Annotated in this window: 9 protein-coding genes; 4 read left to right on the top strand and 5 right to left on the bottom strand. The window is 74.7% G+C overall.

The window, feature by feature from the left end:
• Positions 1–164 precede the first annotated feature (164 nt).
• Genes ACI795_RS09030 through ACI795_RS09020 form a run of 3 tightly spaced genes read right to left on the bottom strand, consistent with a single transcriptional unit; the run spans position 165 to position 2,133 of the window.
• On the bottom strand, positions 165–782 hold the full coding sequence (locus ACI795_RS09030; protein WP_457075158.1) for an alpha/beta hydrolase family protein: 618 nt from the start codon (positions 780–782) through the stop codon (positions 165–167).
• On the bottom strand, positions 779–1,459 hold the full coding sequence (locus ACI795_RS09025; RefSeq protein ID WP_457075157.1) for an HAD-IA family hydrolase: 681 nt from the start codon (positions 1,457–1,459) through the stop codon (positions 779–781). The genes ACI795_RS09030 and ACI795_RS09025 overlap by 4 nt, the downstream gene beginning before the upstream one ends.
• Entirely contained in the window at positions 1,456–2,133 is a 678-nt protein-coding gene (locus ACI795_RS09020; RefSeq protein WP_457075156.1) for a DedA family protein, read from the bottom strand. Before ACI795_RS09020 ends, ACI795_RS09025 begins: the two co-directional genes overlap by 4 nt.
• 73 nt (positions 2,134–2,206) lie before the next feature.
• On the opposite strand from ACI795_RS09020, the gene ACI795_RS09015 reads away from it, so the two are divergent.
• A complete protein-coding gene (locus ACI795_RS09015; protein WP_457075155.1) occupies positions 2,207–3,499 on the top strand; it encodes an amidohydrolase family protein in 1,293 nt (430 codons plus the stop codon).
• 12 nt (positions 3,500–3,511) lie between these two features.
• On the opposite strand, the gene ACI795_RS09010 is transcribed toward ACI795_RS09015, so the two are convergent.
• Positions 3,512–3,898: a cupin domain-containing protein gene (locus tag ACI795_RS09010; RefSeq protein WP_457075154.1), complete on the bottom strand. Its 387-nt coding sequence runs from the start codon at positions 3,896–3,898 to the stop codon at positions 3,512–3,514.
• Positions 3,899–4,125: 227 nt separating this feature from the next.
• On the opposite strand from ACI795_RS09010, the gene ACI795_RS09005 reads away from it, so the two are divergent.
• Entirely contained in the window at positions 4,126–4,935 is an 810-nt protein-coding gene (locus tag ACI795_RS09005) for a sulfite exporter TauE/SafE family protein (protein ID WP_457075160.1), read from the top strand.
• A gap of 35 nt (positions 4,936–4,970) precedes the next feature.
• Here ACI795_RS09005 and ACI795_RS09000 read toward each other — a convergent pair whose 3' ends face one another.
• Entirely contained in the window at positions 4,971–5,786 is an 816-nt protein-coding gene (locus ACI795_RS09000; protein ID WP_457075153.1) for an MBL fold metallo-hydrolase, read from the bottom strand.
• A 212-nt stretch (positions 5,787–5,998) separates the two neighbouring features.
• Between ACI795_RS09000 and ACI795_RS08995 the strand changes: the two genes are divergently transcribed.
• Together ACI795_RS08995 and ACI795_RS08990 are read left to right on the top strand one after the other, a co-directional pair.
• Positions 5,999–7,492: a TldD/PmbA family protein gene (locus ACI795_RS08995; RefSeq protein ID WP_457075152.1), complete on the top strand. Its 1,494-nt coding sequence runs from the start codon at positions 5,999–6,001 to the stop codon at positions 7,490–7,492.
• A complete protein-coding gene (locus ACI795_RS08990) occupies positions 7,489–8,883 on the top strand; it encodes a metallopeptidase TldD-related protein (RefSeq protein ID WP_457075151.1) in 1,395 nt (464 codons plus the stop codon). Before ACI795_RS08995 ends, ACI795_RS08990 begins: the two co-directional genes overlap by 4 nt.
• Positions 8,884–8,936 lie beyond the last annotated feature (53 nt).

Here is an 8,936-nt window from a genome sequence, read left to right as displayed (position 1 = left end):
CCCCCCCCCCCCCCCCCCCCCCCCCCCCCCCCCCCCCCCCCCCCCCCCCCCCCCCCCCCCCCCCCCCCCCCCCCCCCCCCCCCCCCCCCCCCCCCCCCCCCCCCCCCCCCCCCCCCCCCCCCCCCACTGCGCGCAGACCCCCTCCCGAGGCGCGGGACGGACGGTCAGCCGGGCAGCGTGGCCAGCCAGTCGACGACGGCGGTGGCGACCGAGGCCGGGTCCTTCTTCAGGCCGTGGTCGCCGGGGACGGCGTGCACCCGGCCGGGCAGCACCGCCTCGACCTCGGCCGGCCGACCGAAGGCGTCGGTCTCCCCCTGGACGACCAGCAGCGGGACGGTGACCGCCAGCAGCTCGGCCGCGCGGCTCTTCTCCGGCCTGCCCGGTGGGTGCAGCGGGAACGCCAGACCCAGCGCCCCGGCGGCGCCGAGCTCCCCGGCGGTGCGGCAGGCCACCCGGGCACCGGCACTGCGGCCGCCGAGCACCAGCGGGCCGGTCAGCGTGCCGTCGTCCCGCAGGTGCGCGAGCACCGCCGTCCAGCCCTCGTCGAGCCGGGCCGGGGCCGGGGCGATCCGCCGGCCGGCGACCACCCACGGCTGGTCGATCCGCAGCACCCGCCAGCCGGCCGCGCAGGCTGCGGCGGAGACGGCGAGCAGGTCGGCGGTGGCGCTCCCGGCGCCGGCGCCGTGACCGAGCACGAGGGTGCCGCGCACGTCACCGGCGGGGTCGTCGCGGTACGCCCGGGCCGGGCCGAGCGGGGTGGGGACGTCGTGTGCGGTGCTCACGCGGGGGCGGGCAGGGCGAGCAGCGCGTCGACCACCTCGGGCAGCGACCGGCCCTGCACGTGCGGCGGCTCGAACACCGCGGCGGGCACCTGCTCGGTGCGGGCCACCCAGCCGGTCGTCAGCCCGGCCCGCCCGGCGCCGAGCACGTCCCAGGAGTGGGCGGCCACCAGTGCCATCCGCTCGGGAGCCACGTCGCAGACCCCGGCTGCCCACAGGTAGGCCTCGCGGTTCGGCTTCCACGCCCGGATCGACTCGGTGCTCAGCGTCCGCTCGACCAGCGGCGTCACCCCGCCGCGGGAGAGCCCGGCCTCGGCGACGCCGGGAGAGCCGTGGCTCAGCGTGACCGCCCGCACCCCGCCCTCGGCCAGCCGGCGCAACGCCGGCTCGACGTCCGGGTGCGGCGAGAGCTCCATGAACGCGTCGGCGACCGCCGAGCACTCCGCGGCCGGCAGACCGGTCAGCTGCGCCAGGGACGTCTCGAACGCGTCGCGGAACCGGCACCACGTGCCCACGGTCGCGGCCGCGAACCCGGTGACCAGGGTCCGGGCGAACACCGTGGTCAACAGGTGGCCGGGCTGCCCGCGCTCGACCAGCGCCGCCTGCACCGGCGCGAGGTCGAGCAGCGTCTCGTTGACGTCGAAGGCGACGACGTCCGGGCGGGTGCGCAGTGCGGTCACGGCTGGTCCATCTCGTCGTGCGGCAGGTGGGCACCGGCGTTCGGCGGTCGCCGGTACCTGCCGGTGGCCTTCTTGTAGAGGAACCAGCCCACCGCCGCCACCGCGACGGCCACCACGGCGTAGTCCAGGTACTGCAGGTTGGCCTGCACGAAGTCACCGGCCGCCACCCCGAGGCCGATGAGCAGGCAGTTCCACAGCAGGCTGCCGGCGGTGGTGAAGAGCAGGAACTGGGGCATCGGCATCCTGACCACCCCGGCGGGCACCGAGACGAAGCTGCGCACGATCGGCACCATCCGGCCGAAGAAGACCGCGCCCCGGCCGTGCCGGGCGAACCACTCGAACGACCGGTCGACGTCGGAGGTCTCCACCAGCGGCAACCGGTCGAGGAAGGCGTGCGACCGGCGCGGGCCGAGCAGCCGGCCGACCCAGTACAGGACGGTCGCACCGACGACCGAGCCGGCCGTGGCCCACAGGATGACCGGGACGATCGACATCCGGCCGTCGTTGATCAGCACCCCGGCGGCGCCCAGCACCGCCTCGCTGGGGATCGGCGGGACCACCGTCTCGATCAGGATGGTCAGCCCGACGCCCACCGCCCCCAGCCTGTCGATGAGGTCGAGCAGGAAGCCGGTGATGCCGCCCTCGTTCGAGGCGGCCGCGGCGAGAGGGTGCATGCGGGTCACGGTATCCGCGCCCCCGGTGCCGTTGCCCTGCCTGCGGGCGCCGGCGGCACTAGGTTCAGCTTCCATGCTGCAGCGCTTCACCGCCCGCGCCGTCGTCGTCGGCGACCGGGCCGGCACCGTCGTCCCGAACGCCGTGCTGGACGTCGAGGACGGGCTCATCCGCTGGGTCGGGCCGGCTGCCGACGCGCCGGACGCCCCCGGTGCCGAGGTGACCGCGCTGCCCGGCGTCCTCACCCCCGGCATGGTGAACACCCACTCGCACGCGCCGATGGTGCTGTTCCGCGGGCAGGGCGAGGGGCTGCCGCTGGACCGGTGGCTGCGGGAGGTGATGTGGCCGCGGGAAGCGAACCTGACCCCGGAGGACGTCGAGGTCGCGATGACCGCGGCGTCGGCGGAGATGCTGCGGCACGGGGTGACCACCAGCGTGGAGATGTACTTCCACCCCGAGCGGATGGCCGCGGCGGTGCGGCGCACCGGAGCGCGTGGCGTGATCACCCACCCGCTCATCGGCCTGCCCGGGTTCGGCAGCTTCGACGAGCAGCTGGCGCGGGCAGCCGCGTCGGCCGGCACCGGTGACGACCAGGTCGAGTGGGGCATCGGACCGCACTCGGCCTACACGGTCCCGCTGCCGGTGCTCACCCAGGCCGCCGAGGTCACGCGCGAGCACGGCATGCTGCTCACCACCCACGTCGCGGAGACCACGACCGAGGGCGCCGACCTGCTGGCCCAGCACGGCCTGAGCGTGCCGCAGCTGCTCGCCAGCCACGACGTGCTCGGCGGCCGGGTGCTGGGCGCGCACTGCGTGCACATGGACGACGGCGACCTGGAGCTGTGGCGCGAGTACGACGTCGCCGTGGCCCACTGCCCGGGCAGCAACACCAAGCTGGCCAGCGGCACCGCCCGGCTGCGGGACATGCTCGACCTGGGGATCCGGGTCGGCATGGGCACCGACGGACCGGCGTCCAACGACAACCTGGACCTGTTCGAGGACCTGCGGCTGGCCGCCCAGCTGGCGCGGCTGCGCGAGCGGGACGCGACCGCCCTCACCGCCCCGGAGGCCTTCTGGCTGGCCACCGGCGCGGCCGCGGCGGCGATCGGCCGGGACGACCTCGGCCAGCTGACCGCCGGGCGGCGGGCGGACCTGGTGCACGTCGACACCGACGACATCGCCTTCGTCCCGGTCGGCGAGGCCACCGACCTGCTCACCCACCTGGTCTGGTCGGTGGGCTCGCGGCACGTGCGCGACACCTGGGTGGCCGGGCGCCAGGTCGTCCGCGACGGCGTGTCGACGACGGTCGACGAGGCGGAGCTACGCGCCGACGTGCAGACCCGGGCGCTGCGCCTCGCCGGCCGCTGAACCCCGTCCGGGTCACTCCTCGTCGCTGAACCGGTAGCGGACGTCGTCGAAGGAGTCGGTCGGGAAGGCGTAGACGAACCGCAGCGCACCGTCGCCGGTGTTGCGGATGCCGTGCTCGACGTCGCCGGGGATGAACACCGCGGACCCCGCGGCCACCGGGTGCTCGACGCCGTCGAGGACGACGATCCCGCGCCCCTCGATCAGGTGGTAGACCTCGGTCGCGGTGTGCCGGTGCCGCCCCAGCCAGCCGCCGCGGGGCAGCTCGGTGAGGCCGGTGTACAGCGCGGCGGTCGGCGTCCGGTCCTGGCTGAACAGCACCCGGAAGGAGACCTTTCCCCGCACTGGGTCGTCCCAGGTCTCGAGCTCGACGTCGGCGCTGTTCCGGATCACGGGTTCCATCGACCGGTCCTGCCCGGGCGCCGGCCAGGTCATGCCTGCCCGGCGGTCGACTCCTCGCCCCACAGATGGCGGTGGTCGCCGACCTGCACGTCGACCGGAGTCGCCGATCTCTCACGCGTCGTGGCGCCGGCCGGCGGTGGGCCGGGGGAAGCTCTCCGGGAGAGGCCGGCCGTTCCGTTCCGCTGACGGGGAGACGAGCCGGCCGAGGTGAGGAGGCCGTGGCCGGGATGCTCGACGCGTTCCCGGACGGGCTGACCCCCGAGGTGCTCGCGCTGGTGCTGGTCGCCGCGCTGGCAGCCGGGTGGATCGACGCCGTCGTCGGTGGCGGCGGGCTCGTGCAGTTGCCCGCGCTGCTGCTGGTCCCGGGCATGAGCCCGGTCCAGGCGCTCGCGACGAACAAGCTGGCCTCGATCGCCGGCACCACGACCAGCGCCGTCACCTACCACCGCCGCGTGCACCCCGATCTGCGGACCGCCCTGCCGATGGCCGGGATCGCCCTGGTCTGCAGCTTCGCGGGGGCCTCGGTGGCCGCCGCGTTGCCGGCCGGCGTGTTCAAGCCGGTCATCGTGGTGGCGCTCATCGCGATCGCGGCGTTCACCGTGCTGCGCCCCTCCCTCGGGGAGGTGACCGCGCTGCGCCACAGCGGGCGCCGCCACCACGGCGTCGCCGCGGCGACGGGCGCCGTCATCGGCTTCTACGACGGCATCCTCGGGCCGGGCACCGGGTCGTTCCTCGTGTTCGCCCTGGTGTCGCTGCTGGGGTACGACTTCCTCAACGCCAGCGCCAAGGCCAAGATCGTCAACGTCGCCACCAACCTGGGTGCCCTGCTCTTCTTCGCGCCCTACGGGGCGGTCCTCTGGGGTCTCGGGATCCTGATGGGTGCGGCCAACGTGCTCGGGGCCTACCTGGGCGCGCGGACGGCGACCGCCCGGGGCAGCCGCTTCATCCGGGTGGTCTTCCTGGTCGTCGTCACCGCGTTGATCGGCCGGGTCGGCTGGGACGTCTGGACGGAGAACGTCCGCCCTCTCCTGGGGTGAGGCACCGGCGGGGCCCGCCTCGTCCCGCCGGACGGTCAGGCGCGCAGCGAGATCGTCTGGCCGCGGCCCACGGTGCGGATCTCGCCCGGGGCCCGGCGGCGGGCCACCTCGGCGACGAAGTCGCCCAGCGGGCTCTTGAACAACGAGTAGTCGTCGAAGTGCACCGGCACCGTGACCGGGGGCTTCAACAGCTCGACCAGGTCGGCGCCCTGCCGGGCGTCCATGGTGACGGTGACCCCGAGGACCTTGGTGCCGCCCAGGTGCGGGATCAGCACGTCCAGCGGACCGCAGCGCTGCAGCACCTCGCCGAGCGCCGGGCGGTACAGGGTGTCGCCGCTGACGTAGCCGCGCCAGGTCACCTGCCCGCCGCGCACCAGCTCCAGCACGCTCCCCATCACCTCGGGCAGCAACCGGGCGAGCGGGCCGGGGCCGTGCACGCCCGGGACGCTGGTGATCCGCAGGACGTCGTCGCCGGAGCTGATCTCGTGGGTCTGCCAGGGCCGCAGGTCGGAGGTCGCGCCGAACCCCCGCTCCGCCAAGCAGCGCGCCGCCTCCGGGGTGGTGACCACCGGGGTCTCCTTGGGCAGCGCCCGGGTGGCGATCCGGTCCCAGTGGTCGCCGTGCATGTGGCTGAGCAGGATCGCGTCCAGCTCCGGGAGCTGGGCGGGCACCAGGGCGGGGTCGGTCAGCCGCTTGCTGCGCAGCCCGTACCCCAGGTGCGCCCGCTGGCCCCGGTGCAGGAAGTTCGGATCGGTGAGCAGGGTGAACGGACCCAGCCGCAGCAGCGTCGTCGCGGTGCCGCCGAAGGTGAGCGTGACGTCGTCGACAGGGTCTGCCTGGTCAGCGGCCATGCCAGCGCCTACCCGCGGAGGGCGCCGACGATGCGCGGTGAGCCGGCCGCAGGTCACGCCACCGTTGTGCGCTCGTCGTCGTCCACCCGGCCGCAGACCGACGGTGAGCGCACAACGGTGCGCCGGCCGGGGTCTGTAGCCGTGCTCAGGAACTCCGTCGTGCCCCGCCGGGTCCGCCTGGTAGACACGGACCCGTGGCACAACCCCGTTCCGTGGACGAGTCGTTCCTCGCCCTCCCGCTGTCCGCCCTCGCCGACGCCGCGCTGACCCGCGCCGTCGACCTGGGGTGCGAGCACGCCGACCTGCGGGTCGAGCGGATCCGCACCCAGTCCGTCCGGCTGCGCGACGCCCGGCTGGAGTCGCTCGCCGACGGCGAGGACCTGGGCCTGGCCGTCCGGGTCGTGTACGAGGGCACCTGGGGCTTCGCCGCCGGCGTGGTGCTCACCGCGGCCGAGGCGGTGCGGCTGGCCGAGGAGGCCGTCGCCGTCGCGCAGGTCTCCGCGGCGATCAACACCGACCGGGTCGAGCTGGCCCCGGAGCCGGCGTACGACGGGGAGTGGGTCTCGGCCTACGAGGTCGACCCGTTCGCCGTCCCGGACGCGGAGAAGACCGCGCTGATGACCGACCTGTCCGAGCAGCTGCTGGCCGGCGACGGCGTCGAGCACGTGCAGAGCAGCGTGCTGCAGGTCAAGGAGCAGAAGTTCTACGCCGACACCGCCGGCACCCGCACCCGCCAGCAGCGGGTGCGGATCGAGCCGGAGTTCACCGCGCTCACCGTCGACCGGGCCACCGGGGCGTTCGAGTCGATGCGCACCCTGGCGCCGCCGGTCGGCCGCGGCTGGGAGTACCTGACCGGCGGGCACTGGGACTGGCGCGGTGAGCTGGCGGAGATCCCCGAGCTGCTGCGGGAGAAGACCAAGGCACCCTCGGTCCAGGCCGGGCGCTACGACCTGGTCGTCGACCCGACGAACCTGTGGCTGACCATCCACGAGTCGATCGGCCACGCCACCGAGCTCGACCGGGCGCTGGGCTACGAGGCGGCCTACGCCGGCACCTCCTTCGCGACCGTCGACAAGCTCGGCACCCTGCAGTACGGCTCGCCGCTGATGAACGTCACCGGTGACCGCACCGCCGAGCACGGGCTGTCCACCGTCGGCTGGGACGACGAGGGCGTCGCCGGGCAACGGTGGGACCTCATCCGGGACGGCGTGCTGGTCGGCTACCAGGTCGACCGCAACATGGCCCGGCTGCGCGGGATGGACCGCTCGAACGGCTGCGCCTTCGCCGACTCCGCCGCGCACGTGCCGGTGCAGCGGATGGCCAACGTCTCGCTGCAGCCCGACCCGGCCGGGCCCTCCACCGAGGAGCTCATCGCCGGCGTCGAACGGGGCATCTACGTCGTCGGGGACAAGAGCTGGTCGATCGACATGCAGCGCTACAACTTCCAGTTCACCGGCCAGCGCTTCTACGCGATCGAGAACGGCCGGCTCGCCGGACAGCTGCGCGACGTCGCCTACCAGGCGACGACGACGGACTTCTGGGGCTCGATGAGCGTCGTCGGCGGCCCGCAGACCTATCAGCTGGGGGGCGCGCTCAACTGCGGCAAGGCCCAGCCCGGCCAGGTCGCGGCGGTCAGCCACGGTTGCCCGGTCGCGCTGTTCGAGAACACCACGATCCTCAACACCGCGCAGGAGTCCGGCCGATGATCACGCCGCAGCAGCTGGTCGAGCAGGCGCTGGCGGCGTCGACGGTCGACGGGCAGGTCACCTACGTGGTGGAGAGCTCGGAGGCCAACCTCCGCTGGGCGTCCAACAGCCTGACCACCAACGGGGCCATGCGGTCCCGCCAGGTCGTCGTGATCAGCTTCGCCGACGGCGGCGCCGGGATGGCCGTGGGCACGGTCGCCCGCACCGGCACCCCGGACGTCGCCGAGCTGGTCGCGATGAGCGAGCAGGCCGCCCGCGACGCCGGCCCGGCCGAGGACGCGATGCCGCTGATCGCCCCGGGCGACAGCGGAGCGCCGCCCGGCGCCGGCGACTGGGACGCCCCGCCGGCGGAGACCTCGATCGGCGTCTTCGGCGAGTTCGCCCCCGCGCTGGGCCAGGCGTTCGCCGAGGCCCGCGGCCGCGACGAGCTGCTGTTCGGGTTCGCCGAGCACGCGATGACCACGACGTACCTGGGCAGCTCGACCGGGCTGCGGCTGCGGCACGACCAGCCGACCGGGCGGGTCGAGCTCAACGGCAAGGACCGCGACTTCGGCCGGTCGGTGTGGGCCGGCGTCGGCACCCGTGACTTCACCGACGTCTCGGTCGCGGCGCTGGCCGCCGAGGTGCAGCAGAAGGCGGCCTGGTCGCAGCGGCGGGTCGAGCTGCCGGCCGGCCGGTACGAGACGCTGCTGCCGCCGTCGGCGGTCAGCGACCTGATGATCAACGCCTACTGGACGATGGAGGCGCGGGACGCCGACGAGGGCCGCAGCGTCTACGCCCGGGCCGGCGGGGGCAACCGGATCGGCGACCGGCTCGCGCGGCTCCCGCTGACCCTGCGCAGCGACCCGCACGCCCCCGGCCTGGAGGCCGCGCCCTTCCAGGTGGTCGGTGGCTCCTCGGGGTCGGCGTCGGTCTTCGACAACGGCATGGCGACGCCGGCGGTGGACTGGATCCGCGAAGGCGTGCTGACCAACCTGATCCGGCCCCGGGCCTGGGCGCTGAAGCAGACCGCCCCCGCGACCGCGGCCGTCGACAACCTGATCCTGAGCGACCCGAACGCCACCGCCACGCAGGCGGAGATGATCGCGAACACCGAGCGGGGGCTGCTGCTCACCACGCTCTGGTACATCCGGGAGGTCGACCCGCAGACCCTGCTGCTCACGGGCCTCACCCGCGACGGCGTCTTCCTGGTGGAGAACGGGGAGGTCACCGGCGCGGTGAACAACTTCCGGTTCAACGAGTCGCCGGTCGACCTGCTCGCCCGGGCCACCGAGGCCAGCGTCACCGAGCGGACCCTGCCGCGGGAGTGGAACGACTGGTTCACCCGCGCGGCGATGCCGACGCTGCGGGTGCCCGACTTCAACATGAGCTCGGTGTCCCCCGCCAGCTGACGCCCGGCGTGCGGACGCCGCCCGCCGGGAGACCCGGTGGACGGCGTCCGCTC

The organism is Modestobacter sp. SYSU DS0290, from assembly GCF_054050955.1.
Note: the sequence above shows the minus strand (reverse complement) of the source record. Positions and strands in the feature narration are given on the sequence as shown.